Annotated in this window: 23 protein-coding genes and 1 tRNA gene; 10 read left to right on the plus strand and 14 right to left on the minus strand. The window is 66.8% G+C overall.

All coding sequences use genetic code 11. The features are described 5' to 3' along the window. Positions 1-7 precede the first annotated feature (7 nt). Entirely contained in the window at positions 8-400 is a 393-nt protein-coding gene (locus G6N09_RS15725) for a Fur family transcriptional regulator (RefSeq protein WP_083022374.1), read from the minus strand. Beyond that, positions 397-750 carry an ArsR/SmtB family transcription factor gene (locus tag G6N09_RS15730; protein WP_083022496.1) on the minus strand — a complete coding sequence of 118 codons (354 nt, stop codon included), beginning with the start codon at positions 748-750 and terminating at the stop codon, positions 397-399. The genes G6N09_RS15725 and G6N09_RS15730 overlap by 4 nt, the downstream gene beginning before the upstream one ends. Positions 751-912: 162 nt before the next feature. Between G6N09_RS15730 and G6N09_RS15735 the strand changes: the two genes are divergently transcribed. After that, positions 913-2,310, plus strand: coding sequence for a glycine--tRNA ligase (locus G6N09_RS15735; RefSeq protein ID WP_083022375.1), 1,398 nt, complete (start codon positions 913-915; stop codon positions 2,308-2,310). Between the two features lie 6 nt (positions 2,311-2,316). Here the strand turns inward: G6N09_RS15735 and G6N09_RS15740 are convergent, their stop codons facing one another. Both G6N09_RS15740 and G6N09_RS15745 read right to left on the minus strand, forming a co-directional pair. Next, complete coding sequence (locus tag G6N09_RS15740) at positions 2,317-3,081, minus strand: hypothetical protein (protein ID WP_083022376.1); 765 nt, start codon at positions 3,079-3,081, stop codon at positions 2,317-2,319. A 14-nt stretch (positions 3,082-3,095) separates the two neighbouring features. Further along, on the minus strand, positions 3,096-5,090 hold the full coding sequence (locus tag G6N09_RS15745; RefSeq protein WP_163752828.1) for a TPM domain-containing protein: 1,995 nt from the start codon (positions 5,088-5,090) through the stop codon (positions 3,096-3,098). A 137-nt stretch (positions 5,091-5,227) separates the two neighbouring features. Between G6N09_RS15745 and G6N09_RS15750 the strand changes: the two genes are divergently transcribed. Beyond that, a complete protein-coding gene (locus G6N09_RS15750; protein ID WP_234806862.1) occupies positions 5,228-6,490 on the plus strand; it encodes a deoxyguanosinetriphosphate triphosphohydrolase in 1,263 nt (420 codons plus the stop codon). Here the strand turns inward: G6N09_RS15750 and G6N09_RS15755 are convergent. Further along, positions 6,477-7,256 carry a sensor domain-containing protein gene (locus tag G6N09_RS15755; protein ID WP_109558755.1) on the minus strand — a complete coding sequence of 260 codons (780 nt, stop codon included), beginning with the start codon at positions 7,254-7,256 and terminating at the stop codon, positions 6,477-6,479. The genes G6N09_RS15750 and G6N09_RS15755 overlap by 14 nt on opposite strands. A 150-nt stretch (positions 7,257-7,406) precedes the next feature. On the opposite strand from G6N09_RS15755, the gene dnaG reads away from it, so the two are divergent. Beyond that, complete coding sequence (gene dnaG, locus G6N09_RS15760) at positions 7,407-9,323, plus strand: DNA primase (protein ID WP_083022378.1); 1,917 nt, start codon at positions 7,407-7,409, stop codon at positions 9,321-9,323. 118 nt (positions 9,324-9,441) lie between these two features. On the opposite strand, the gene G6N09_RS15765 is transcribed toward dnaG, so the two are convergent. Continuing rightward, positions 9,442-9,696, minus strand: coding sequence for a hypothetical protein (locus tag G6N09_RS15765; protein WP_083022379.1), 255 nt, complete (start codon positions 9,694-9,696; stop codon positions 9,442-9,444). Positions 9,697-9,830: 134 nt separating this feature from the next. Between G6N09_RS15765 and G6N09_RS15770 the strand changes: the two genes are divergently transcribed. Continuing rightward, positions 9,831-9,906 (plus strand) — tRNA-Asn (locus tag G6N09_RS15770). A gap of 15 nt (positions 9,907-9,921) precedes the next feature. On the opposite strand, the gene G6N09_RS15775 is transcribed toward G6N09_RS15770, so the two are convergent. Next, complete coding sequence (locus G6N09_RS15775) at positions 9,922-10,317, minus strand: hypothetical protein (protein ID WP_083022380.1); 396 nt, start codon at positions 10,315-10,317, stop codon at positions 9,922-9,924. A gap of 39 nt (positions 10,318-10,356) precedes the next feature. Continuing rightward, positions 10,357-12,315 (minus strand): acyl-CoA dehydrogenase family protein, encoded by a 1,959-nt coding sequence (locus tag G6N09_RS15780; RefSeq protein WP_407662619.1) that lies wholly within the window; start codon positions 12,313-12,315, stop codon positions 10,357-10,359. Between the two features lie 117 nt (positions 12,316-12,432). On the opposite strand from G6N09_RS15780, the gene G6N09_RS15785 reads away from it, so the two are divergent. The 3 genes from G6N09_RS15785 (at position 12,433) to G6N09_RS15795 (ending at position 15,099) form a co-directional block, all read left to right on the plus strand. Beyond that, on the plus strand, positions 12,433-13,524 hold the full coding sequence (locus G6N09_RS15785; RefSeq protein ID WP_275985482.1) for an esterase-like activity of phytase family protein: 1,092 nt from the start codon (positions 12,433-12,435) through the stop codon (positions 13,522-13,524). A gap of 208 nt (positions 13,525-13,732) precedes the next feature. Next, positions 13,733-14,425: a TetR family transcriptional regulator gene (locus G6N09_RS15790; protein ID WP_083022383.1), complete on the plus strand. Its 693-nt coding sequence runs from the start codon at positions 13,733-13,735 to the stop codon at positions 14,423-14,425. Next, positions 14,425-15,099: a TetR family transcriptional regulator gene (locus G6N09_RS15795; RefSeq protein WP_083022384.1), complete on the plus strand. Its 675-nt coding sequence runs from the start codon at positions 14,425-14,427 to the stop codon at positions 15,097-15,099. Before G6N09_RS15790 ends, G6N09_RS15795 begins: the two co-directional genes overlap by 1 nt. Before the next feature lie 5 nt (positions 15,100-15,104). Here G6N09_RS15795 and G6N09_RS15800 read toward each other — a convergent pair whose 3' ends face one another. From G6N09_RS15800 to G6N09_RS15810, 3 genes are all read right to left on the minus strand, one after another. Further along, positions 15,105-15,470, minus strand: coding sequence for a PAS domain-containing protein (locus G6N09_RS15800; RefSeq protein WP_109558768.1), 366 nt, complete (start codon positions 15,468-15,470; stop codon positions 15,105-15,107). Between the two features lie 418 nt (positions 15,471-15,888). Continuing rightward, entirely contained in the window at positions 15,889-17,697 is a 1,809-nt protein-coding gene (locus G6N09_RS15805) for a putative bifunctional diguanylate cyclase/phosphodiesterase (protein WP_083022498.1), read from the minus strand. A gap of 224 nt (positions 17,698-17,921) precedes the next feature. Next, on the minus strand, positions 17,922-18,371 hold the full coding sequence (locus G6N09_RS15810; protein ID WP_083022386.1) for a MarR family winged helix-turn-helix transcriptional regulator: 450 nt from the start codon (positions 18,369-18,371) through the stop codon (positions 17,922-17,924). An 88-nt stretch (positions 18,372-18,459) separates the two neighbouring features. On the opposite strand from G6N09_RS15810, the gene G6N09_RS15815 reads away from it, so the two are divergent. The 3 genes from G6N09_RS15815 to G6N09_RS15825 all read left to right on the plus strand — a co-directional run bounded on the left by G6N09_RS15815 (position 18,460) and on the right by G6N09_RS15825 (position 22,307). Beyond that, positions 18,460-20,508: an ATP-binding cassette domain-containing protein gene (locus tag G6N09_RS15815; protein WP_407662620.1), complete on the plus strand. Its 2,049-nt coding sequence runs from the start codon at positions 18,460-18,462 to the stop codon at positions 20,506-20,508. Next, the gene (locus G6N09_RS15820) at positions 20,505-21,311 is read left to right on the plus strand and encodes a CbiQ family ECF transporter T component (RefSeq protein ID WP_264074346.1); all 807 of its coding nucleotides are present in this window, start codon (positions 20,505-20,507) and stop codon (positions 21,309-21,311) included. Before G6N09_RS15815 ends, G6N09_RS15820 begins: the two co-directional genes overlap by 4 nt. A gap of 117 nt (positions 21,312-21,428) precedes the next feature. Next, positions 21,429-22,307 carry a type IV toxin-antitoxin system AbiEi family antitoxin gene (locus G6N09_RS15825; protein ID WP_083022388.1) on the plus strand — a complete coding sequence of 293 codons (879 nt, stop codon included), beginning with the start codon at positions 21,429-21,431 and terminating at the stop codon, positions 22,305-22,307. A 55-nt stretch (positions 22,308-22,362) separates the two neighbouring features. Here G6N09_RS15825 and G6N09_RS15830 read toward each other — a convergent pair whose 3' ends face one another. The 3 genes from G6N09_RS15830 to G6N09_RS15840 are packed head-to-tail and all read right to left on the minus strand — an operon-like array spanning position 22,363 to position 25,368. Continuing rightward, entirely contained in the window at positions 22,363-23,694 is a 1,332-nt protein-coding gene (locus G6N09_RS15830) for an ABC transporter substrate-binding protein (RefSeq protein ID WP_083022389.1), read from the minus strand. Further along, on the minus strand, positions 23,691-24,503 hold the full coding sequence (locus G6N09_RS15835; RefSeq protein WP_083022390.1) for a carbohydrate ABC transporter permease: 813 nt from the start codon (positions 24,501-24,503) through the stop codon (positions 23,691-23,693). The genes G6N09_RS15830 and G6N09_RS15835 overlap by 4 nt, the downstream gene beginning before the upstream one ends. Then, positions 24,490-25,368 carry a carbohydrate ABC transporter permease gene (locus tag G6N09_RS15840; protein WP_083022391.1) on the minus strand — a complete coding sequence of 293 codons (879 nt, stop codon included), beginning with the start codon at positions 25,366-25,368 and terminating at the stop codon, positions 24,490-24,492. The genes G6N09_RS15835 and G6N09_RS15840 overlap by 14 nt, the downstream gene beginning before the upstream one ends. Positions 25,369-25,379 lie beyond the last annotated feature (11 nt).

The raw sequence follows: 25,379 nt of genomic DNA on the forward strand, positions 1-25,379 counted from the left end.
GCCAGACCTACTTTCGGCAGTCGGCGCAGGTGCCGAAGATTTCGATGGTGTGGCCCACGTCGGAGTAGTCGTACTCCTTGGCGATGCGCGCCGCCCACTCCTCGACTTCGCGGTCGCCCACCTCTACCGTGGCTCCGCAACCTCTACACACCAGGTGATGGTGATGATGATCCGAACAACGCCGGTACACGGCCTCGCCGGTGTCGGCGCGCAGCGTATCGACCTGTCCGGCGGTGGCCATCGCCTGAAGCGTGCGGTAGACGGTGGTCAGACCGATGTTCTCGCCGCGCTCACGCAGGACGTCATGCAGTTCCTGTGCCGACCGGAAGTCGTCGACGGTGTCCAACAGGGCAGCGATCGCCGCCCGTTGCCGGGTGGAACGCACGCCGGGGGCGCTCAACGCTCTTCACCGGCGTGCGCCACTGCATCGATGGCGATATGGGCCAGGTGATGGTCGGCCAACCGATAGAGAACTTCCCTGCCGGAGCGTTCGCCGGCGACCACCCCGGCTGCTTTGAGGATCTTCAGGTGCTGACTGACCAGCGGTTGTGGCACGCCTAGAGCGTCGACCAGCTCGTGGACGCAGCGCTGCGATTCCTGCAGCTGCAGCACGATTGCGATGCGCACTGGGGCAGCGAGCGCACGCAGCAATTCCCCGGCGGCGTCGAGGATCTCCCTCGGCGGGGGCGCGGGAAACGCGGGACCACTGTGTTGGTGACCATCCACTAGACCTGAGGCTGAGGGGGCCATGCCACCACCTCCGCACACGTTGGAAACCGTTTTCAGCTGACGCCCACTGTTCCATGCGTGATGATGCATGTCAAAGAACGCTGGCGGTGTCGATACGATGACTGATGTTTTGCGTGCCGGCGTAGCCGGCGCGGTCCCGTCAAGACAGGAGAACACCCCCTCGTGGCGTCCATCATCGACACCGTTGCCAATCTGGCCAAGCGACGTGGCCTGGTCTTCCAGTCGGGCGAAATCTACGGCGGCACAAAGTCGGCGTGGGATTACGGTCCACTCGGGGTGGAGCTCAAGGAGAACATCAAGCGGCAGTGGTGGCGTTCGGTCGTGACCTCCCGCGACGACGTCGTCGGACTGGACAGCGCGATCATTCTGCCGCGTCAGGTGTGGGTGGCCTCCGGTCACGTCGCAGTGTTCAACGACCCCCTGGTGGAATGCCTCAACTGCCACAAGCGCCATCGGCAGGACCACATGCAGGAAGCGGTGGCGCTGAAGAAGAGCAGCGGCGGCACCGCCGTGGATCCAGACTCCGTGCCCATGAGCGATATCTCCTGCCCGGACTGCGGGACCAAGGGTGAGTGGACCGAGCCCCGTGACTTCAACATGATGCTCAAGACCTACCTCGGGCCGATCGAGTCCGAAGAGGGGCTGCACTACCTGCGGCCTGAGACCGCGCAGGGCATCTTCGTCAACTTCGCCAATGTGGTGACCACCGCGCGACGCAAGCCACCGTTCGGAATCGGCCAGATCGGCAAGAGCTTCCGCAACGAGATCACCCCCGGCAACTTCATCTTCCGGACTCGTGAGTTCGAGCAGATGGAGATGGAATTCTTCGTCGAGCCGTCCACGGCCAAGGAGTGGCACCAGTACTGGATCGACGCACGCCTGCAGTGGTACATCGACCTGGGCATCAAGGGCGAGAACCTGCGTCTCTACGAGCACCCGCTCGAGAAGCTGTCGCACTACTCCGCCGGCACCACCGACATCGAGTACAAATTCGGTTTCACCGGCAACCCGTGGGGTGAGCTGGAAGGAATCGCCAATCGCACCAACTTCGACCTGACCACCCACTCGGAGCATTCCGGCGTGGACCTGTCGTTCTATGACCAGGCCTCCGACACCCGCTACGTGCCCTACGTGATCGAACCGGCGGCCGGCCTGACCCGCTCACTGATGGCCTTCCTGGTCGACTCGTACCACGAGGACGAGGCCCCCAATGCCAAGGGCGGGGTGGACAAGCGCACCGTGCTGCGGCTGGATCCGCGGCTGGCACCGGTCAAGGCCGCGGTGTTGCCGCTGAGCCGCAACGCAGACCTGTCGCCGAAGGCCCGGGATCTGGCCGCGGAGCTGCGCAAGTCCTGGAACGTGGAATTCGACGACGCCGGAGCGGTCGGGCGGCGGTATCGGCGCCAGGACGAGATCGGCACACCGTTCTGCATCACGGTGGACTTCGACTCGCTCGAAGATCACGCCGTCACCGTGCGCGAGCGCGACTCGATGTCTCAGGAACGGGTCGCCATCGACGCGGTCTCGGACTATCTTGCCGTGCGCCTCAAGGGTTGCTGATCGCCGTCAGTCGCCGGCGATTTCCTCGTCGGCGACTTCGGGGGTTATCTGTCTGACGGGCTTGAACCAGTCGGTTCGAGCGCGCCAGGACAGCACGGATGCGTAGGTGAAGGCGGAGGTGCTGACCCCCGCGCAGATCCAGGTGGGCAGTGTGACCGCACTGTCGAGCAGCACGCTGGTCAACTGCGCGAGAATTGCCGCGGCTTTGAAGCCGACCCACACCAGGTAGTACTCGGCGGACGTTTTCGAGCGCGGATCGCTGCGCAGCGTCAGCAGTACCCGGCTGGTGAACCGGAACAGATACAGGGTCAGGGCGGCGACCAGCGTCCAATACACCCCAAACCCGGGGCCGCGGGGGGCGAAGACGTCCAGGTGCTCGGGTTGTCCCCGATCCGCGATGCAGAACACCATGACCACCAGCGGCAGGCCGATCTGCAGCGGCCTCGTGACATGGCGACGCCACAGTGACCTGGCCTGTTCGTCGTCATTCAGCCGCGTTACCAAGTGCGCGGACATCACCATCGACGCCGAGAACATGCACAGCACAGCGAGCAGGCCGGCGACGTTCCACAGCCCGCAAACGCGGTGGACAAGCGGGTCGAGATAGGTCGGTCCCACCGGCGACACAAGCAGTCCCGCGGCGCCGATGAGTATCAGGATGCGTGACGGGTTGGTGTCCCAGCGCGACCCCCAAGCATGGCGGCGGACCCACAGCGCGTAGCCGCAGGCCGCCAGTGCCGCCATCAAGGCGATGTTGATCAGTCCCAGCATGGATTCGCCTACGGCTAGAACCGGCCGCCGCCGCCGAAGAAACCTCCGCCCGAGGATGAGCCGCCGAACGAGGTCGGACTCCAACCGCCCCCGCTGCCCCCGCCGCCCCCAAAACCGCCGCCGCCCCCACTGAGGATGTTGCCGATGATGATGCCGCCCAACATGGCCCCGGTGTCGTTGCCGCCGGGGCCGCCTCCGTAGCGCCCGTAGTACTCCCGCTGCGCGTCCTGTACATCCGCTTTGGCCAGCGACTGCGCCGCGGCCGCCAGGGTGGCCGCGGAGTTGGCCTGCGTGAGCGCACCGGCGACATCGGTGGTGCGTTTGTCGTTGGCGGCGTCGAGACGTCGCCGTGCTTCGGCCAACCGGGTACGCGCTTCCGGGCCGACACTGCCGCGACGGGTGTCGATGTATTCCGAGACGGCGCGAATCCGCGATGACGCGGTGAACAGCGCCTGTTCCAGGGTGCGAGCCAGACGTTCGGCGGCGGCGCGCTCCTCGGCCACGGTGTCGAGCAGCTGATCCAGGCCGGCGTCGGCCTTGATCAGGGCGGTGAACGCCCCCAGCGGGTCACCGGAGCTTCGGGCCGTGGCGAGGGCCTCGGCTACGGCGTCGCGGGCGGTGGTCAGTTCCGACGCGTGGCTGCCCACCCCTCGCATCAGCTGTGTGGCTGCCGCCATGATGCCGGCCTCGGCGTCGGCGATGGTCTCCGGCAGCGAGGCCACCGCGTGACGGATATCGCTGGCGGCGTTGTCGACCGCGTCGAGCAGGGCTCGGCCCTGACCCAGTGCCGACTCGGCGGCCCGCACCGCGTCCACCAGATCGCTCTGGCCGCCGGTCACCGGGCGGTCGGCCAGGCTACGTGCCCGGGTGATGTTTCGTTCGGCGAACGACGCCCGGTCCTGTGCGGTCTTGACGTTGCCCGTCACCGAGCTGAGCGCGGCGACGTCGAATTCGCTGTGCAGGTCGACCAGGTGCTTCTCGGAGGCTGGGATGCGTCCGGTCAGCTCAACGAGTTGCTGGGTCAGCGCATCGAGACGGTCTCCGGCATTGAGCACGAGGTCGCGCAACTGCTCGAAAGACGCCCGCTGGGTCTCCAACTCGCGGTCGGCCTTCGAGGCCGTCACGATCACTCCGGTCAGCAGGTCGCGCTGCTGCGCTGGCGTCTCGGGGATGTCATCGTCGAGCTGTTGGCGGACCGTGAAGGCATGCTCCATGGCGGCTTTGGCGGAGGCAACGGCGCGGGCGAAGGAGCGGGTGCGTTCGTCGCCGAATTCGTCGACGGCCAGCTCCAGCTCGTTGGCGCTGGTGCGCACCGCATTGTCGACTTCGACGACCTTCTCGCGTGACAGGGCATCCAGCGCGAACACCGGGATGTCCGACAGCGCGTTGGGATCGGTGGGGTCCACCCGCCGGGCTGCCGCCAGTGCGGCCGCATGGCGCCTGCGTCGCAACTGACGGACCACCAGCACGAGCGCCAGACCGGCTGCGGCCACGGCGGCCAGAGCGATCAGGATCGGTGTCCAGCTCACTTCGGTGGGAGCGGCCGCGGCGTTGAGTCCGGTGGCGGCTGCCGTGGCCGCCGCGGCCCAGTCGCCGCGGTGCAGGGCCGGCTCGATCTGGTTGCGTCGCAGCGCGTCGACTTCGCTGCTGCTGATCTCAGAGATGCTGCTGGAAACCAGGAAGGAGTAGCTGCGGTCAGCGGTGGCCACGGCCAGCACGGCGTCGTTGCTGCCGAGGTCGCTGAGTCGTGCGGTGCTGCGGCCCCAATCTTCGGCGGTCTGCCCAGAGAACACATCGACATAGACCACCCACAGTCGAATGTGCTGATCGGCGTACAGCTTGTCGATGGCGTCCTGCACCCCGGCCCGCTCAGATTGCGACAACGCTCCGGCACTGTCGGTGATCGAGGTCGGCAGATGCATCGGAGGTTGTGCCGCGGCGAGTGGCGCTACCAGGAGCAGTGCGATGAGAAACGCCACGGCGGCGCCGGCCAGGCGGGTGATGCGCATGACGGTAAATCTATATGCGATCGGGCGCCGATCGACGGCAATTCTGCGACCGGTCGACCCGCGTTCGCAGCAGCCGCGGATCGAACTTCGGCCCGCCGTGTCGTCGGGTCAGATCAGTTCAAAATAGACTCGCGGCGGTGGCCACCAACTCCCGCGACAGCTACGACGCGCACGACTGCGAGCGCATCGTGGCGGAGTCGCCCAAAACCGCCGGCCTGCCCGGAACCGGCGGCCAGTACCGCACCGATTTTGCCCGTGATCGGGCCAGGGTGCTGCACAGCGCTGCGCTGCGGCGGCTGGCCGACAAGACACAAGTCGTCGGTCCTCGCGACGGCGACACCCCGCGCACCCGGCTGACCCACTCGTTGGAGGTGGCGCAGATAGGGCGGGGGATGGCGATTGGATTGGGCTGTGATCCTGACCTGGTGGACTTGGCCGGACTGGCCCATGACATCGGCCATCCGCCTTATGGCCACAACGGAGAGCAAGCGCTCAACGAAATTGCTTGGAATTATGGGGGATTCGAGGGAAACGCCCAGAACTTCCGGATCTTGACCAGTTTGGAGCCGAAGGTGCTGGGGCCCGATGACGCCAGCGCGGGGTTGAACCTGAGCCGCGCGGCGTTGGACGCCGTCACCAAGTATCCGTGGCGCCGAAACGCGGCCGACGGTTCGATCCGGACCAAATTCGGCTTCTACGACGATGACCTGGCCGCCGCCGAATGGATGCGCCTCGGGGCGCCCGAAGGACGGGTCTGCCTGGAGTCGCAGATCATGGACTGGGCCGACGACGTCGCCTACTCCGTGCACGACGTCGAAGACGGGGTCATCTCCGGCCGGATCGACCTGCGGGTGCTTGCTGACGCCCCGACGGTGGCCGAGTTGACGCGGTTGGGCGATCCCAAGGGAGTGCATGATCTGGCTGGTGCTGCGCGTCGCCTGACCGAATTGCCAGTGGTGGCAGCGGTGGGAGCCCACGGCGCCTTCCCGGGGACCGTGTCTGCGTTGGTGGCCCTCAAACGATTGACCAGCGAACTCGTCGGACGCTTCGCCTCCGCGGCGATCACCGCGACCCATGCCGCGGCGGGTCCGGGGCCGTTGACCCGCTATCAGGCGGATCTCGAAGTTCCCGAACTGGTTCGGGCTGAAGTGGCGGTACTGAAAACCCTTGCGGTGCAGTTCATCATCTCGTCTGACCAACATCGGAGGATTCAGGCGGCGCAGCGCGAACAGGTGCACGAGGTCGCGCACCGGTTGCTCGCGACGGCGCCGGAGAGCCTGGACCCGATCTTCGCCCCGGCTTTCAACGCGGCAGCCGATGACGGCGCTCGGCTGCGGGTGATCATCGATCAGATAGCGTCCTGCACCGAAGGGCGGCTGGAACGCCTCATCGCGGGTTGAGTGCGCTCAGCGCGACCTTGTCCATCATCGCCCGCACCACATCGGTGCTGCTGGTCTGGGGATCCCCGGAGCCACTGGCGTTCTCGGTTCCGGTGAAGGCGATCAGGACTCCGACGATGCAGTTGTCCTGTACGCCGATGGCCCGGGTGTCGGGCGCTTTGGGGCTCTTGTCCAGCACGATCGATGCCGCCAGGACGTCGTCGGTGATCCGTACGTCGGTGATGTGCATTTCGGTTCCGGGCAGGTGCGGCGAACCGTCGGCATCGGGGTTGGTGGCATTGACCGGATGCCCGTCGCAGCGCTTCCACTGCTCGGCGAACTTGGCAAAGAGCTGTTGTGCCTCCGCGGCGCTGGGCAGGGCCACGACCGCCTCTTTGACGAACATCACCCGGGTGTCCAGTGGGGTGAAGTCGCCGCGTTTGGGCTCGGAATCGATCCACGTCTCTCGTGCGTAGCTCTGGACGGGTGCCCCGGCGTACACGCTGCGCTGCGCCACATCCAAGACTCCGACACAGTCGCCGGGAGTCGCCGAGTCGTCCATCGCTTCTACGCCGCCGTAGGACGGCGGTCCAGTAACCGTGGTGAAGGGCTGATCGAGCATGGCGGTCAGCTCGGTGCCATCGAGCAGCACCTCATTGACAGCAGTTCCGGTGACGGCGGTCGCGCCTTGGGATCGGTCGGGCAGCACCACCCAGGTGGCCACCGCACCCGCGGCGAGCACGGCGACGGCGGCAAGACTCACAAACCAGACCCGCTTCGAGTTCATTCACGCCCCTGACGCCGCAGTTGACCCGTCATTAAAGCATGGGGTGCAACCCGCTTCGGGGCCCTCGTTGGATGGCGGCGACCCGCTTCGCCCGGCTCCGCCGCGCTCGCGATCGCCGCGGCGCGTAAGGGCGCACTCTAGACTGACCCGGTGCCAGGCCGTATCTCTGATCGCGACATCGCCGCCATCCGCGAGCGGGTCCGGATCGAGGACGTTGTCGGCGACTACGTGCAGCTCAGACGCGCCGGGGCCGACTCATTGAAGGGCCTATGTCCGTTTCACAATGAGAAGTCTCCGTCATTTCACGTCCGGCCCAACCACGGCCTGTTCCACTGTTTCGGTTGTGGGGAGGGTGGTGACGTCTACGCGTTCGTGCAGAAGATCGAGCACGCCAGCTTTGTCGAGGCGGTGGAGATGCTGGCCGACCGGGTCGGGCACACCATCACCTATACCGGGGCATCGGCCACCAACATTCAGCGTGAGCGTGGCGGCCGTAGCAGGCTGGTTGCCGCCAATGCGGCCGCCGCCGAGTTCTATGCCGCTGCCCTGAGTACCCCCGAGGCCGCGCCGGCGCGAAAGTATCTGACCGAGCGCAACTTCGATGCGGCGGCTGCCGAGCGGTTCGGCTGCGGTTTCGCCCCCTCGGGGTGGGACGGCCTGACCAAGCACCTGCTGCGTAAGGGCTTCGAGTTCAAGGAGTTGGAGGCGGCCGGCCTGTCCCGGGAGGGACGACGTGGCCCGATGGACCGGTTCCATCGCCGGCTGTTGTGGCCCATCCGATCGTCTGCGGGGGAGGTGATCGGGTTCGGCGCTCGTCGGCTGTTCGACGATGACCCGATGGAGGCCAAGTACGTCAACACCCCCGAGACCACGCTCTACAAGAAGTCCAACGTCCTGTTCGGCCTCGACCTGGCCAAGCGCGACATCGCCCGGGGGCATCAGGCGATAGTGGTCGAGGGCTACACCGATGTCATGGCGATGCACCTGGCCGGTGTGACGACGGCGGTCGCGTCCTGCGGGACAGCGTTCGGTGACGAGCACTTGGGCATGCTGCGCCGGCTGATGATGGACGACAAGTTCTTTCGGGGCGAGCTGATCTACGTCTTCGACGGGGATGCGGCGGGGCGCGCCGCAGCGGTCAAGGCGCTTGAGGGTGAACAGCAGCTGGCCGGGCAGTCTTTTGTGGCTGTTGCCGCCGACGGTATGGATCCCTGCGATCTGCGCTTGGCCCACGGCGACGAGGCGTTGCGCGATCTGGTCGCGCGTCGTACGCCGCTGTTCGAGTTCGCGGTGCGCACCGCTCTGACCGAGATGGACCTGGAGACGGCCGAAGGCCGGGTGGCCGCGCTGCGCCGCTGCGTGCCGATGGTCGCGGCGATCAAGGATCCGACGCTGCGTGACGAGTACGCGCGGCAGCTGGCGGGTTGGGTGGGCTGGGATGACGTCGCGCAGGTCATCGGCCGAGTGCGTGCGCAGGCCAAGAATGAGGCGAAGGGGGCAGGCCAGCTCAGGGAGCGTCCGGCGTCGCGGCCCACACCCGAGCCCGCCGAAGCGCCGGCGGTCGCTCGCCCCAATCCGGCTGATCCCACGTTGTGGCCGCAGCGTGAAGCGCTCAAGGCTGCTCTGCAGTTTCCGGCGTTGGCCGGGCCGGTTTTCGACACGCTCACGGTGGAGAGTTTCACCCACCCCGGTTATGCCGCCCTGCGTGCCGCGATCGATGCTGCCGGGGGAACTGCCGGGGTAGCGGGAGCCGGCGGCGCTCAGTGGGTCGAAATGGTCCGCGAGCAGACCTCCTCGACGCTGACGACCGCCCTGATCCACGAACTGAGCGTGGAGGCCATCCGCGTCGACGATGACAAACTGCCCCGTTACATCGGCGGGGTGCTGGCCCGGCTACAGGAGGTGTGGGTGGGCCGCCAGATCGCCGAGGTCAAGTCCAAGCTGCAGCGGATGTCGCCGGTGGAGCACAGCGACGAGTACCACGCGCTCTTCGGTGACCTGGTGGCGATGGAGGCCTACCGGCGCAGCCTGCTGGAGCAGGCCAGCGGCGATGATCTGACCGCCTGACCGCAAGCGCGGCCGGAGGTCGGGCGCGGCGGGTCAGGCGTCAAGGGACCGCCTGACCGCAAGCGCGGCCGGAGGTCGGGCGCGGCGGGTCAGGCGTCAAGGGACCGCCTGACCGCCCTCACCGCTGCGGTGTGTCGTCCGGGTCTTCCGGTCGAACCACCGTGATGCCGTCTTCGAGTTCGGTCAGCGTCACCATGGTCGGATCGGGATGGATCCGATTGGCGATGCTGCGCCGGCCCTTGTCGATCAATGCTTGAGCGACCGGGCTGCTCGTCATCGCGTGATAGGTGCCCACAATCTGCTCGTAGCGACGGCGGCCGGCCTTGGTGCCCATCACGTAGCCGACCCCCATCACCACGACGTACCCGATCAATGCGACCCCTTAAAACAGTCGATGCAGTGCTTCCATCCTGCCTCACTCGGCGACGAGACACCCGGGTGCGACCCCCGTTGCGCGACGCTGAATTCGGTATGCGCTAGAGTCTTGCAAGTCCGCGAGGACAGCAATCCCCTGTAGCTCAATTGGCAGAGCATTCGGCTGTTAACCGGAGGGTTGGTGGTTCGAGTCCACCCGGGGGAGCCACGTTTGAGACCGGCGTCAGTCAAGCCGGGGAATCACTGACGGCCCCGTCTGCGAAGGCGGCTGCTGCGGTGCGAACATCGACGGAGCCTGCTGCCCCTGCGGCCCCTGCTGCTTGGCGGCCCGGGCCTGGGCCAGCGCGTTGACGAGCGGGTTGTTGGCCATCATCTCGCGGCGCTCTTCCTCGCTCAGCTCGTAGATCGCCCACGCACCCCAGGCCGCCGGCCGCACATACACGTTGACGTGCTGGCGCCCGCTGTTGAAGACGGCGGGAACGGCCACGGCGCGGTCGCTGGCCGCGAAGGTGGCCATCTCCTCGATGATCCGCTCGATGTCCGCGGTTTCGTGCAGCTCATAGGTCGGCGCTTGCACACCTTTTGCGGGTGTGGCGTTGAGGGCGAGGAACCACGGCATGTTCAGGTACTCCTTTGTCGAGTCTGGGTCCAGACCAGCCTATAGAGATGGCTGCCCGCGGGGCACGGCGGCGGGCGGTACGGACAAGTGTTCTGGATGCAGCATTTCGGCGTACCGCAACTGCTCGGGAATGCCGAATCCGTCGATCAGGGTCTGGGCGTGCGGGCGCAGCTTGCGGCACCGGTCGTTGATACCGCGGGTGACGGCCTTGGCCCGGTCGGTCGACAGGTATCGGTGTTCGATGAACCAGGCCTTGTCGTCCTCGATGACGCTGAGTGCATAGAGGTCGCACACCAGCTCCAGCAGTTCGCGGGCATCGTCATCGGGGCAGGAGTCGATTCCGGCGACGAATGCCTCCAAAACCACGCGGTCGATGTGTGCGGTGGCCGCGTGCAGCACATGGTCCTGAACCGCGTTGAAGGCATCGAAATCGCTCATCTCCTCGGACTTGGCTCGCAGCCTGCGGGCCACCGAGGTGAGCAGATACTCCTCGCGGTCTTCGAACATGTGCACCTGGGTCCCGCGGTTGAACAGGCTGCCCTCTTCCTCGCTGTCCTGCCTTGCGTCCACGATGGTCTGAATGATCGTTTCCGCGGCAGTGCGTTTCAGAACGCGATCTCCCACCGTCTCGGCCGCGAACCGCACCCACCCCACCGGACTCATGTCGGCGATGTCATCGGCGTAGGCGGTCAGCAGCTGCTTGGCCACCAGTTGCGTCAGCACATGATTGTCGCCCTCGAAGGTGGTGAACACGTCGATGTCGGCACGCAGGGCGATCAGCCGGTTCTCGGCCATGTATCCGGCTCCGCCGCAGGCCTCTCGTGCCTCCTGAATGGCGCGCGAGGCGTGCCAGGTGTTGGCAGCCTTCAAACCAGCCGCCCGCGCCTCCAACTCACGCTGTTCCTCGGCGTCGGGGTCGTCTGCGGTCTGCAGATCATGGCAGCGGCTCACCAGCTCGTTCTGCGCGAACTGCAGCGCGTAGGAACGCGCGATCAGCGGTAACAAGCGACGCTGGTGGACCAGATAGTCCATGATCAGAACTTCGCCCTCGGTCCCGTCATCGCCTGGTGCGCTGAACTGCCTGCGCTGCAGCGCGTAACGCGTTGCGATGTCCAGTGCCACCCGCGCGGCCGCGCCGGCGCTGCCGCCCACCGAGACGCGCCCGCGGATCAGGGTGCCGATCATGGTGAAGAACCGCCGGCCGTCGCTTTCGATGGATGACTGGTAGCTGCCGTCGGGTTCGACGTCCGCGTAGCGGTTGAGCAGGTTCTCTCGGGGCACCCGGACGTTGTCGAACACGATGCGTCCGTTGTCCACGCCGGGCAGGCCGCCCTTGTAGTGACAGTCCGAGGTGGTGACACCGGGCAGATCGTTGCCCTGCGCATCGCGAATAGGTACCAGGAAGCAGTGCACCCCATGACTGGTTTCGCCGGTGATCAGCTGGGCGAAAACCGCGGCGATAGCGGCGGTTTCGGCCGCACCGCCGATGTAGTCCTTACGTGCTGAGCCGGTGGCGGAGTCGATCACGAATTCTTGGGTCACCGGATCATAAGTGGCGATGGTCTCCAGCGACTGCACGTCGCTGCCGTGACCGGTCTCGGTCATGGCAAAGCACCCGAGCAGGTCGAGGTCGATGATCTGCTCGACATAGGCACGGTGGTGGCGTTCGGTCCCCAGGTTCTCCACCGCCCCTCCGAACAGGCCCCATTGGACTCCGGCCTTGACCATCAGCGACAGGTCCGACATCGCCAGCATCTCGATCATGGTGACTGCGGCACCGACGTCGCCGGTACCGCCGTGTTCCTTGCGGAAGCTATCCGCAGCCACGCCGGAGCCCGCCATGATCTTGAGCTGTTCGGACACCTTGGCCCTGGCGATCGCCGTGTTCGGTGTGTAGTGCGGACGGAACTTTTCATCGCACAGGGTGGCCCGAACCTTGTCTTTCACCTCGCGCCAGCGGCCGTCCAACGTTGTGCGCAGAGCATCGGTAGTGGTCACCTCATGCACGGTATCCACCCGGGGCCCGCGCTAAACCGGGTTTACATTACGGATGTGGGTCGCAAGCTGAGCCGATTGCCGGCGCTGTGTGTTGTGCTGCTGGCCGGAGCGGCCACGATGACCGTGCCCGGTGATGCGCCGGCGGCCACGGCTGGGCTGCAATACCTGGGGCAGGCCGTCCTGGCGTCCCACGCCACGTTCGAGGGCACCGTGGTGGGCGGGTTGTCCGGGATCAGCTACGACGCCGGCCGGGACTGCTACTACGTGATCACCGACGACCGGTCGGCTCACGGGCCGGCCCGTTTCTACACGGTGCGCCTCCCGGTGTCCGAGCGCGGTGTCGGCGACCTGGCCATCAGCGCCGTCCACCCGCTGCTAGACGACGGTGGGCGTGCGTTTGAGCCGGCGAACCTTGAGGCCAACCCCACGGTGGTGCCACCCGATCCCGAGGGCATCGCGTTCGATGCCGGCCGGCAGCGGTTGTACTGGTCGTCGGAGGGAGAGCGGCTATCCGGCGGACCTCACGGGCCGGTCCTGGCGGACCCTTGGGTCCGGACCGCTGGGCTCGACGGAAGCTATCTCGGCCGGTTCACCATGCCGCCGCAGTTCACCATGTCCGAACAGGCCACCGGCCCGCGCCGCAACACCGCATTGGAGGGCCTGACGGTCACCGCCGACGGTCGAATGCTGTTCACCGCGATGGAAGGGCCGGGATTCGACGACGGCGCCGTGGCAGACCGGGCCCGCGGTGCGCTGACGCGTGTCACCGCCTACCGCCTCGACGCCGGCCCATTCGGAGCCGTACCGGCGGCCCAGTACGCCTACCCGCTGGAAGCGGCGGCCGGGCCGGCGGAGTCCAACGGCCTTACCGACCTGGTGGCGATCTCGGACGGCGTGTTTCTGGTGATCGAGCGCGCGTTCAGTGCACGGCCGACGGTGCGGCTGTTTCGCGCCGAGATCGCCGACGCGACTGACGTGCTGGGCATGCCCGCTTTGGCCGGCACCGCCGTGACTCCGATGACCAAGACTTTGCTGGCCGACTTGGCCGTGGCTCCCGGCCTGGACCGGGTCGACAACATCGAGGGGATCACCTTGGGTCCGCGTCTGCCCGATGGCCGCCAGACGGTAGTACTGGTCAGCGATGACAACTTCTCCCCGCAGCAGGTGACCCAGTTCCTCGCCTTCGCGATGCCCGCCGAGGGGCTCTAGCAGCCCGTCGTGGGTTCTGCCGAGCGTCCCGAGTAAGGGGCCTGAGCAGACCGAATGCAATCCGCCGCCGCAGAATTGGCATTTTCTGAATGTGATCGGGGGTGAATGGCCATTTCAGGTATAGAAACGAGTCACCTTCGGCATTAGACTGATAGCGTTACCGGGGTGGGGTACGACTGTCGGTTCGCGACGAAGCTGAGATCACGCGTTGGCTGATTCGACCGACCGGCGCGCCGACGCCACGCGCCAGCAGATCATCCGTGCCGCTGCGCATCAGTTCGCTCAGCGGCCGTTTCACGATGTCGGCCTTGACGACATTCTCTCCGAAGCGGAATTGACCAAGGGCGCGATGTATTTCCATTTCCGCTCTAAGCATGCGCTCGCATTGGCCGTCATCGATGAACAAATCGCGAGGTCCGGCACTGCGATCCGGTCTTTGGTGGACCGCAAGCTTTCCGGTCTGGAAACGCTGCTTGACGTGGGCTATCTGATGGCGGTCGAAGACCTCACCACCGACGGTGCCCGGGCCTTGTTGCATCTGCTGCCGGTGGTCGGACGTGCCGAGGGTTTGCAGGCGACGGTGCTCAACAATGCGATTCAGGCGTTGAGCGTGGTGGCCCAGCAGGCCATCGTCGAAGGCGATGTCGTCGACCGGGATCCCCACGATGTGGTGCGGATGATGGTTGCGCTGTACCTGGGATTGCGGCAGGCAGGCAATCTCGATGAACCCGAAGAGTTCCTGCGCGAGCTGGAGCGGATCTGGTCGGTGGTGCTCTCCAGCGTGGTGCCTGCCGATCGGATCGACTATTTCGTGCAGTTCGTTCGGCGCCGGACGGCGCTGGCCATCAAGACCACCTCGGCGCAGGCGCTCCCGGTGGTGCCCGAGGGTGAGGTCGGCTGATGGCCCGTCAGGTTCGGTCCGAGGCGACTCGGCGCAAGCTGCTCGATGCGGCCATCGATGTGTTCGGCGAGGCAGGCTATGTCGCGGCCGGGCGTACCGCGATCATCGAGCGGGCCGGGGTGACCAAGGGTGCGCTCTACCACCATTTCGATTCGATGGACTCCTTGGTGACGGCCATCATCGAGGGCGGCTTCACGACGGTCTTGACGACTTTCCGCAGCATGTGCCAGCCGTCCTCGCCGGCGCTGGAGGGAATGATCCACGGCATGTTCGCCGTCACCGAGGTGTTGTCGGTCGACAAGGAGGCGCGGGCAGCGGGGCACCTAGTCTTCGCGCTGGCCGAATCCAACGAATTAGGTGGCGAGGTCGGCGGTGAATGGGCGGCTGCGGTCACCGCCCAGACCCTGCGGGCGATTGCCGAGGGTGACCTGCGTGAGGAACTCGATGCTCGCCAGGTCTCCGAGTCGATCACCTCGGCGATGCTCGGAACGTGGCTGTTGACGCACTATGCAGGCGACAGCATCGGCCGGGTCACCCGGATGTGGGAGATGCTGCTGCCCGCGATCGTGGTTGAGGACTCGCTGCCGTATTTCCAGCAGTTCCTGGCGCGGGATGCGCAGCGGTTTCAGGGCAACGGACCCAACAGCGACGACGGGTCAGCGCCCGCCGGCTGAGGTGGTCAGCGCTCCTCGCTCCAGAGCTGCTCGGTGAGATCTTGGAACGTCGCCAGCGCAACCCGGTCATCGGCACGCTCAAGTGCAGACTTGCTCATCAGGGCGCGTACCGTCGAGCCGTCCCGATGCTCCAGGGAAACAACCAGATTCGCCAGTGAGTGCATGACCGACAGGGCTGACTCCTCGGCCGGTGGAACCTCGCCGAAGATCTGCCGGAACTCCCGTTCCAGGACCTCTTCCTGGGTGTAGCCCAGCATGGTGGCAAAACCGCTGTTGGCGAACAAGATGGTGCCGTCATCGGCGATCGCGAGCACCGGGACGGGGATCCTCTCCAATGCGACCAGGGCGGGCAGCTGCCGCAGCGTGTCCATCGGGGCCAGGGGGGTCTGCGTGTTCCGCCGTCGCTCCATGGGTCTGATTATGACGGGCACCGCGGACGGCGCGGGCGTTGTTCACCGCTGTCGGAGAGTCCTCTCGGTAGGGGTATCGCCAGCACCACCGGCGTGACCTGACGCACAGTCTCCTGAGGATTGAACATCATCCAAAAAGTATGTACTATTCCGGTTTATGCGAGGGACTGGTTTGCAAGGCGCGGGCGCGCTGCGGCGCGTGCGGTGGCTGGCGCCGGCGAGTTCCTCCCACAGCTTCGCCCGGGGCACCTTGAGGGGTCCGCATCGCCGCCTGCCGCCGTACGCCGAGCCGGGTTGGTGCACCGCACCGACCGCAGCGCTCGCCGGTGGGCAGCCGGGGGTGCGGTTGCGTGCCGCTTTCTACCGGGCGACTTACTTGTCAGATAACCAACGCCTGGCTGTCGGCCAGGAAAGGCATGGCCATCCAGCGCGACGCCAGCATTGATTCCGCTGCGGGACCCGGAACCGGACGCGAGAACAGGAATCCCTGCGCGCGGTGACAGCCGTGCCGCATCAAGGTGAGTGCGGCCGCTGAGGTCTCCACGCCCTCCGCGACGACTTGCAGGCCAAACGCCTCGGCGAGCGCGATGATCGCTCGGACGATCGCGAGGTCGCCGGCATTGACGCCCAGTTCGCGGACGAAGACGGTGTCGATCTTCAGGATGTCGACCGGAAGATCCTTGAGGTGGGACAACACCGCGTAGCCGGTGCCGAAGTCGTCGATGGCGATCTGCACCCCGGCTTCGCGTAGCTCCGCCAGCGTTCGGCGGGTCGTTTCGATGTTCTGCACCACGGCGCGTTCGGTGATCTCCAGGCACACCGAACTGGGGCGCAGGCCGAACTCGTTGATGGTGTCGACCACGTTCTGGACGAATCCGCGGGCGGCCAGCTGGACCGGCGAGACGTTGATGCGCAGGGTGGCGTTGGTTCGTACACCGTTGGCCTGCCACCCGCTGAATTCCGCGCACGCGCTGCGCATCACCCATCGGCCCAGATCGTCGGCCAGGTTGGCCGACTCGGCGATGCCGATGAACGAACCGGGCAGCAGCAGTCCGCGGGTGGGATGGCGCCAGCGGACCAGCGCCTCCACGGCGACGATTGCGCCGCTCCACAGGTCGACCTCGGGCTGGTAGTACAGCAGCAGCGACTCGTCGTCGATCTCGCCCTGCAGATGCAGTTCGATGTCCTTGCGGAACAGGCTCTTCAACGACATGTCGTCGGTCGAGCTGACGGTCTGGTTGCCGCCGCCGCGTTTCGCGGCCAGCACCGCCTCGTCGGCGCGGTGCAGCAGGCCGGCGCTGGTGTCCTCGCCGGGCAGTCCCACCGTCACACCCACACTGACTGTGCTGTTGACCGTGTGGCCCTGGATTTCCACCCGCTCACGCAGGGCGCCCTGCAGTCGGTCGGCGAAGGTCTCAGCGCTGGCCATCGACATGGGCCAGTCCGGGATGACGACGAATTCGTCACCGCCGATACGGGCGGTCATGGTTCGGTTCCCTGCGTAGGCGCGCAGCCGCCGGGCGAAGTCCTGGATGAACCAGTCGCCGGCGGCGTGACCGAGGTAGTCGTTGATCGGCTTGAGTCGGTCGAGGTCGATATAGAAGACGCCGACGGGGCCGGGCTTTCCGGGGATAAGGCGCTCGGAGAGATGGGCCACCAGGGCGCGCCGGTTGTGCAGGCCGGTCAGGTCATCGTGGTCGGCCAGGTAGCGCAGCCGTTCCTCGGCAGCGACACGGGCTTGCAGTTGGGCGAACAGCGAGGCGATCGCCTCGATGGTGTTGAGTTCTTCGGGCCGCCACTTGGGCCGGCGGAACTTGACCAGACCCAACATGCCGATGGTCACCGGCCCGGAGATCAGCGGCGCGGTGGCCACCGACAGCGATTCGATCGGGTGGTCTCGGTTCATCTGGCGCACATACCCGGATTCGTCCGGCTCCGGCCGGATGACCGCGACCCGCTTGCCGTGGGCGCAGGTGGTGAAAACGGGATCGGCGGTGGTGAACGACACCACGGCCAGCGGATCGGGGTTCGGTGGGTCGGTGCGCGGCGGCCATTCGGCCACCAGCTTGGAGGCCCTGATCTCGTGATCGTTGTGGCGCAAGAACCCGGCGTCGACGTTGAGTTGCTCGACCAGCGTCTGCAGCACGCGTTCGCTGACCGCGGCAGCCGTCGATGGTGTGGTGGCCATCAGCTGGGCGGCGATCGAGGTGACCAGCGCCAATCTATCCGCCACGATGTCCTTCCCCCGAAGACCGGCAGCCCGGTCGGCGAGCCGCGGGGCCCGCAGAAGGCCTGGGATCGGTTCGGGCCGATGCCGCTGTCGAGCATATTCGAAAAAGCGGCCAGGCTGGAGACATCTCAGCCGAATCTCGGCTGGCGGTGCGAGCGGCGATCAGCGCTGCTCCGGCCGCTTTAGCGAACCGGTCGGGTGGGGGCGGCCTCGGCCAGGAATCGGTGCAGCACGTCAACGGCCTCGGCCAGCGTGCGGCGGTCTTCGGGAGCCAGCCGGTCCAGTTCGGGATCGAGCGCCGCCGCCCGGTCCTGACGGACCCGAGCCATGGTGTCGACGCCCTTCTCGGTGATGCGGATCAGGACGGCGCGTGCGTCAAGTGGGTCGGTGGCACGGGTGGTCAGGCCGGCGTCTTCGAGTCGGCGTACCTGGGTGGTCATCGTTGGTTGGGAACAATGGTCCACGGCCGCCAGATCGGAGATCCGGGCAACATCCAAGTCCTCGATGGTGGCCAACAGCCGGGCCTGGGCGCCCGGGATCGGAAGCGCAACACGCTGGGTGGCGAGCCGGTTGAGCCGGGAGACAACGCTGAGCAGATCGGCGCCGAGGCTTGCATGGGCGGGGGCTACCATCGGGCAAGTATTTCACAAGCGTGAACGAAAGTGGACGACCTCGGTCCACGCAGCGGGGTCCGGTCGACACGGCTGGCAGAATCGACGGGTGACCAACACCGGCCAGCGCGCCAACCGAGTTCGGGCGCGGTCGATGCGGCCCGTCGAGATCGCGCAGGCTGCCGTGATGGCTGCACTCTGCGCAGCGACGGCCATCATCGCGGTCGTCGTGCCTTTCGCCGGCGGGTTGGCGCTGCTCGGAACGGTGCCCATGGGATTGCTGGCCTACCGGCACCGGATCCGCGTGTTGATCGCCGCGATGGTCGCCGGCGCGGCCATCGCCTTCCTGATTGCCGGCATGGGCGGCTTCATGACCGTGGTGAACAGCGCCTACATCGGCGGGTTGACCGGTGTCATCAAACGTCACCGCCGTGGCCTGCCCACCGTGATCGTGGCCTCTGCGGTAGCCGGTGTCCTGTTCGGCGCTGTGATGGTGCTGGCGCTCAACGTGTTGTCGCGCTTGCGGCACCTGATCTTCGAGGCGATCACCGCCAATGTGCACGGTGTGTCGGCGTTCATGGCACGTATCCCGCTGCCGGAGTTCCAACGGGTTGCCGAGGATCTGAACGGTTTTCTCGGCACGCTGCTGCGTTATTGGCAGTGGCTCATCCTGGCTCAGATGACGATCGGCGTCATGATGGTTTCGCTGCTGGGCTGGTGGGCACTATCTCGGGTGCTTCACCGCCTGCGCGGGGTACCCGACGTGCACAAACTGGACCTGGCAGTCGAGGACGGCCCGGTGGCGCCGGTTCCTGTCCGGATGGACGGGGTCCGTTTCCGCTATCCCCAGTCCGACCATGACGCGCTGGGACCGGTGAGCCTCGAAGTGGATGCCGGCGAGCATGTCGCGATCACCGGCGCCAACGGTTCGGGCAAGACCACGCTGATGCTGCTGCTGGCCGGGCGGGCCCCTACCGCAGGAACGGTCGAGCGCCCCGGCGCCGTAGGACTGGGAGCCCCCGGCGGAACCGCGGTGGTGATGCAGCATCCCGAGAGCCAGGTGCTGGGCACCCGGGTCGCCGACGACGTGGTGTGGGGCCTGCCTCCGGGGACCACCGTCGACGTCGAGCGAGTTCTCGGGGAGGTCGGTCTGGCCGGTTTCGCCGAGCGCGACACCGGCAGCCTGTCCGGCGGCGAACTACAGCGGTTGGCCGTCGCGGCGGCATTGGCCCGCGAACCCGCACTGCTGATCGCCGATGAGGTCACCAGCATGGTCGACCCCCAGGGCCGCGAGGTGCTGTTGGGGGTGCTGTCCAAGCTGGCCGGGTGCAGCGGTCAGCGCTGTACCTCCTTGGTGCACATCACCCATTACAACGACGAGGCGGGCACGGCCGACCGGACCATTGACCTGTCGGGTTCCCGCGACAACACCGCCATGGTGGAGACCGTCGAGGTTCCCACGGCATCGGCCGGCAGCGAACGGAGTGACGGTGCGCCGCCGGTGCTCGAGTTGTCCGGCGTGGGTCACGAATACGCCAGCGGTACGCCGTGGGCCAAGACCGCATTGCGTGACATCAGCTTCCACGTCGATGAGGGCGACGGACTGTTGATTCATGGCGGTAACGGCTCCGGCAAGTCCACCCTGGCCTGGATCATGGCGGGCCTGACGACTCCGACCACCGGCAGTTGTCTGCTCGGCGGCAGGCCCGTCGACCAGCAGGTGGGGGCCGTCGCGCTGTCATTCCAGGCGGCTCGCCTCCAGCTGATGCGCAGCTATGTGGGGCGCGAAGTGGCCTCGGCGGCGGGCTTCTCACCCCGTGACCACGCTCGAGTGAGTGCGGCGCTGGCCGCCGTCGGCCTGGATTCAGCGCTGGCCGGCCGGCGCATCGACCAGCTCAGCGGCGGCCAGATGCGCCGTCTGGTGCTGGCGGGCCTGCTGGCCCGATCTCCACGGGCGTTGATCCTCGACGAGCCGCTTGCCGGCCTTGACGCAGCCAGCCGCGACGGCCTGCTGCGCCTGCTCGAGGATCTGCGGCGGGAGCGAGGGCTGACGGTCGTGGTCATCTCGCACGACTTCGCCGGCCTCGATGCGTTGTGTCCGCGGACCCTGCATCTGCACAACGGTGAGCTGGTGCCGGCGCCGGCAGGTGCCGTGTGACGGGGCAGAGGCGCAGCACACCGCGGCCGGTGGTACTGCTGCGGCCGGTTCCCGGCGACACCGCCGTGCACCGAATGTGGGCTGGGACAAAGCTGATCGTGGTCTTCGGCATCTCGGTGCTGCTCACCTTCTATCCGGGCTGGGCGACCATCGGGGCGGTGGCGCTGTTGGTGTTCAGCGCGGCCGCGATCGCCCGCATCCCCCGCGGCGCACTGCCCACGGTGCCGCACTGGCTGTGGGTGCTCCTGGTGATCGGCGGCGGCACTGCGGCCATGTCGGGCGGTGACCCGGCCGGCTTCGGCGGACTGTTGTACTTCCTGCGGATCACCGCGCTGTCGTTCGTGCTGCTGGGACTGGGTGCGATGGTGTCGTGGACCACCAACGTGGCAGAGATCGCCCCGGCGGTCGCAGTCCTCGGGAAGCCTCTGCGGCTGGTGCGTATTCCGATCGATGACTGGGCGGTGGCGCTAGCTCTGGCGCTGCGGGCATTCCCGATGCTGATCGACGAGTTCCGAGTGCTCTACGCAGCGCGGCGCTTGCGGCCCCGCGCTCGGCCGCGCTCGCGGCGGCATCGCCGGCGTCTGTGGGCGCGCGAGGCCATCGACCTGATTACCGCCGCCATCACCGTCACCCTTCGCCGGGCGGATGAGATGGGGGATGCGATCACCGCTCGCGGCGGCGTCGGCCAGATCTCGGCGTCGCCGGCGCGGCCACGCCTGGCCGACCTGATCACCCTGGTGATCGTGGCGCTGACGTGCGGTGCGGCCGTGGCGCTGGAACTCACGGTGCTCACCACGTCCTGAAGCCGTGAAATCGTGGATTCCTAGGCGAGATTGAAGCCACGCAGGCATTTGCGTGGGTTTGCGTGCATGGTTGCAACCTCGGAGCATTGTCGGTCCTGAGCGGCATGCTCTCCTGCCATGAAGGCATTTCTGGGCCGTGAAGCCGTCGCGGCCGGTGTGGTCTCCAGGTACCGGCTTCAGCGGCGGTGCCCGCGGATATTCCCCGGCGTCTACCTTCCCGCTGACCAGACCGTGGCTTCGCTGCGAGACCGTATTGGCGGAGCTTGGCTGTGGTCAGGACGACGCGGAATCATTGCCGGCGTTGCCGCGTCGGCGCTGCACGGAGCCCGGTGGGTCGATGACGGGGTGATGGTCGAGATGCTGCTGCGCAACGGCCGTCCGCCGAACGGGGTAGTCGCGCGCAATGAGGTGGTGGCCTCCGACGATGAGCTGACTTTCGTCGGCCGCCTCCCAGTGACCACTCCGGCCCGCACCGCATTCGATCTGGGACGCCACCTGCCGCGCGGGCAGGCCCTGGCCCGGCTCGATGCGCTGATGCGCGCGACGCCCTTTGATGTTGAGCGCGTCGCCATGCTCGCGGATCGGTACCCGGGGGCAAGGGGTTTGCGGCAGTTGCGCGAGTTGCTGCCCCTGGTCGACGGTGGCGCGGCGTCCCCCAAGGAGACATGGTTGCGGCTGTTGCTCCTTGACGCCGGATTCCCCACCCCGACAACGCAGATTCCCTTGCACATCAACCTTCACCTGTTTGCCGTGCTCGACATGGGCTGGGAAGACTATCGTGTGGCCGCGGAATACGACGGCGACCAACACCGCACCGATCGTCGCGAATATGTCCGGGGCGAGCGTAGGCAGCGGAAGCTCCCGCAACTGGGCTGGATCAACATCAAGGTGATTGCCGAGGACCGCCCTGACGAGGTGATCGATCGGGTCTATCGGGCGCTCCAGTCGCGTGGATGGCGGGGAACTCTCAACCCGAGATTGCACTCACGCAGGTAATTTCAGCGAATTCTCTGCATGGCTGCAATCTCGCGGAGGTGACCCGGCAGCGCCCCTACCGGCGTGCGGCGATGTTGGCGGCGGCCTGCGCCTGACGCAGGGTGACGCCCACGTCCGAGCGGCCGAGGAACATCTTGTCGAAATACGGCTTGATGGCCTGGCTTCCGGCGGGGAATCCGACGCTGCCGCCCGGCGCCGGGATGCGTGGCCCGTGCAGCACCGCGAAGAAGGGGGTCACGTCGACCCCGCGCTGCGCCCAGTACTGGAAATAGACCTGTTGTGCGCTGAGCGCCGCAGGTATCGCCGCCCCGTGGCGCCCCACGTACTCGTTGCCCGCCCGGCTGCCGAGCCACGTCAGAACGGAGCGGACGGCGTCCGGGTGCCGCGAGGCGGCGTTGCCGGCAGCCGCGATCCCATTGGTGACACTGACGCGCCCGGCCGGCCCGATCGGCAGCATCGCCACCCCCCAGGGGAAGGTGGCCTGCTCGGCGATGGCCGCCAAGTTGTACGTGCCGGACTGCAACAGCGCCATCCTCCCGGCCAGGAACTGGTTGCGGGAGAAATCGCCGTTGGTGTTGGTATCCGAGGCCGGCGGTGCCACGTGATCGGCATTGATCAACCGCACCAAGTAGCGGAAGGCGGCGACCGCGGCGGGGTTGTCGAAGGCGAACTCGTCACCGCGCTGAAACACCCCGCCGGCCGAGCCGATGTAGTTCAGGTAGATGCCCTGCGGGTCGTTGGCGGCGTTGTAACCCCATTGTCGGATCCGGCGTTCGTCGAAGCCCGGGGAATCAGCACGGTGTCCGGCGCTGTCGCGGGTGAGCCGCGCCAGTAGCGGCCGCAGGGTGTCGTCGGTGCCGTGCGGATCCCAACGCAGCCGTTCCAACTGCGTGGCTGTCACGCCGGCGTTGGCCAGCAGATCCGCGTTGTAGTACACCGCTATTCCGGCATCGGTCAGTTGCGGCACCCCCCACAGCGTGCCGTTGCGGGTGAACTGGGTGACCACCGACGGTTCCCAATCCGAGCTCGTGTCATCGATCTTCATCAGCCGGCCGTTGTCGGCGTACCCGGCAAGGTAGGCATCGGAGAGCCAGAAGATGTCATCGGCACCGCCGCCGGCGACATCGGTGCGCAGCGTATCGAAGTAGGTTCCGTAGGCGACGACGTTGACGCGGACCTCGATGTCGGGGTGCTCCCGGTGGAACGCGTCGAACGACTGCCGGTAGGCCCGTGCGACCTGCTCGTCCCACAGCCGTACCGTCACCACCGTCGTGCCGGGGGGCGGTCGGGCGGCGGTGCTGTCGAGCAGCACCGCCGCGGCGGCCAACAGCACGGCCACCGCGACCACCGCCGCGGCGAACAACGTGGAGAACCGCGGCCGGCTCACTTGATCCCCGTGACCACGATCGATTGCACGATCCGCCGCTGGAACACCATGAACAGCACGATCAGCGGAACCATGGCCACCGTGGTCGCCGCCATCACCAGTGTCCACTGCGCGTTGTAGCGAGATTGCAGCGCCGCGGTCGCCACCGTCAAGACCCGCCACTTGTCACCGCTGGTGATCACCAAGGGCCACATGAAGTTGTTCCATTGCGAGACCACGGTGATCAAACCCAGGGTGACCAGGATCGGTCTGCTGGCGGGCAGCATCACGTGCACGATCACGTCCAGGGCGTTCGCGCCGTCGAGGCGCGCGGCATTGATCAAATCGGTGGGCACAGCACGAAAATGCTGTCGCAGCAAAAAGATCGCATACGGAGAGCCGAAGACAAACGGCAACACCAGGGCCCAGAACGTATTGCGCAGCCCCAGCTGCGCCATCATCAGGTAGAGCGGCACCACGGTCACGGTGGCCGGAACCATCAAAGTGGCCACATACACCCAGAACAACGTGTCGCGGCCCGGAAAATCCAGTCGCGCGAAGGCGTAGGCGGCCAGCACGGAGAAGCTGAGCTGCCCAATCAGGATCACCGCGGTCATCAACGTGGTCACCGCCGCGGCACGCCCGAATCCGGCACCGCCGAGATCGCCGTAGTTGTCCAGAGTCGGCGGATGTGGCCAGGACAGCGGGGTGCCGGTGGCGAACTGGCGTGCCGGGGTGAAGGACGTCAACAGTCCGAGCCCGAAGGGCGCCAGGGTGATCAGCGCGCCGACCGTCAGCAGCGCGTAGACGGCGGCGTTACGTGAGGTCATAGCTGACCCGCCGACCCAGCGAAAGCTGTTGTACCACCGTCACGCCGACCAGTACGGCGAACAGCACCAGCGCCATCACCGCGGCCCGGCCGATCGCCGCGGCGCCGAACGCCTCGTCATAGATGCGGTGCGCGATCAGGTCGGTGCGGCCGCTCGGTCCGCCGCCGGTCAGCGCATACACGGTGTCGAACACCTGCGCCGCGCTGACCACCCCGGTCACCAGCACAAAGAACAGGGTGGGCCGCAGCATCGGCAACGTGACCCGCCAGAATCGCTGCCACCCGTTCGCTCCGTCGATACGTGCCGCCGACAACACCTGGGTCGGGATGGCCAGGATGCCGGCCAGGAAGAACAATGCGACATAGCCGACGTTGGTCCACACCACCACGGCCGAGGTCACCGGCAGCGCCAGCCCGGGATCGGTCAGCCATTCGATGCGGTGTTGCAGCACCGTGCTCACCGCGCCGTCGGTGGGGCTCAGAATCCAGCGCCACAGCACGGCAATCGCCAACGGTGCGCAGATCCACGGCAGCACGTAGATGGTGCGGAACGCGCCGCTACCGGGCAACCCGCGGGCCAGCAGCACGGCGACAGCCAGCCCCAACAAGGTCTGTAGCGGCACCACAAGGGCCACGAAAAGCACGGTGACCACAAGAGAGTTCCCGAACACCGGATCGGTCAACACCGATCGCCAGTTCTCGGCGCCCACATAACTGATCGGACCCAGCAGATCCCAGCGGTGCAGACTCAGCCACACCACCACCAGCATCGGCAGCAGCAGGAACGCGACGACCCCGAACAGGCTGGGGGCCAGCAGTGCGTAGCCGAGCGCGCTGGAGCGGGGAGCGCGCGGCGAGTCTGCCATGCAGGTATTAA

This window comes from Mycolicibacter minnesotensis (genome assembly GCF_010731755.1).
Lineage (GTDB): Bacteria > Actinomycetota > Actinomycetes > Mycobacteriales > Mycobacteriaceae > Mycobacterium > Mycobacterium minnesotense.